Origin of the sequence: Actinospica durhamensis (assembly GCF_018139695.1) — a bacterium.
Classification (GTDB): domain Bacteria; phylum Actinomycetota; class Actinomycetes; order Streptomycetales; family Catenulisporaceae; genus Actinospica; species Actinospica durhamensis.
Genome location: NZ_JAGSOG010000807.1, coordinates 1 through 418, shown reverse-complemented (window position 1 = coordinate 418; position 418 = coordinate 1). Strand labels below are relative to the sequence as shown.

Annotated in this window: 1 protein-coding gene; it reads right to left on the bottom strand. The window is 76.1% G+C overall.

What is annotated here, in order from left to right; all coding sequences use genetic code 11:
- Positions 1 to 418 (bottom strand): TetR/AcrR family transcriptional regulator (locus tag KDL01_RS42320; protein ID WP_212534325.1); only part of this gene is annotated, 418 nt, incomplete at both ends.

Here is a 418-nt window from a genome sequence, read left to right as displayed (position 1 = left end):
GGTCCGGTTCCATGGAGCCGAGCCCGGTGACCAGGGCGACGAGCTGGTCGCGGAAGCGGGCGCCGGCCGCGTCGAAGTACGCCCGCAGTTCGGGGCGGCGGGTGGCCTCCAGGGCCAGTTCGTAACGGGCGAGGGTGAGTTCGCGGTTGCGGGTCAGCGCGCGGTGGGTGGCCAGGGCCAGGGCGTCCACCAGGGAGCCGGTTCCGGCCCGCGGGTCCGGCAGCTCGTGCAGCGCGAGGACGCGTGCCTCCCGCTCGGCGAGCCGCCGCACCGTCAGCTCCAGCAGCGCCTGGCGGGTGCGCGCCAGGTTCGAGGTGGATCCCTGGGGGAGTCCGGCCGCCTGGTCGACCGCCCGGTGGGTGAGCCCGCGCATCCCGCGTTCGGCGAGCAGGGCGAGGGCGGCGTCGGCGACTAGATC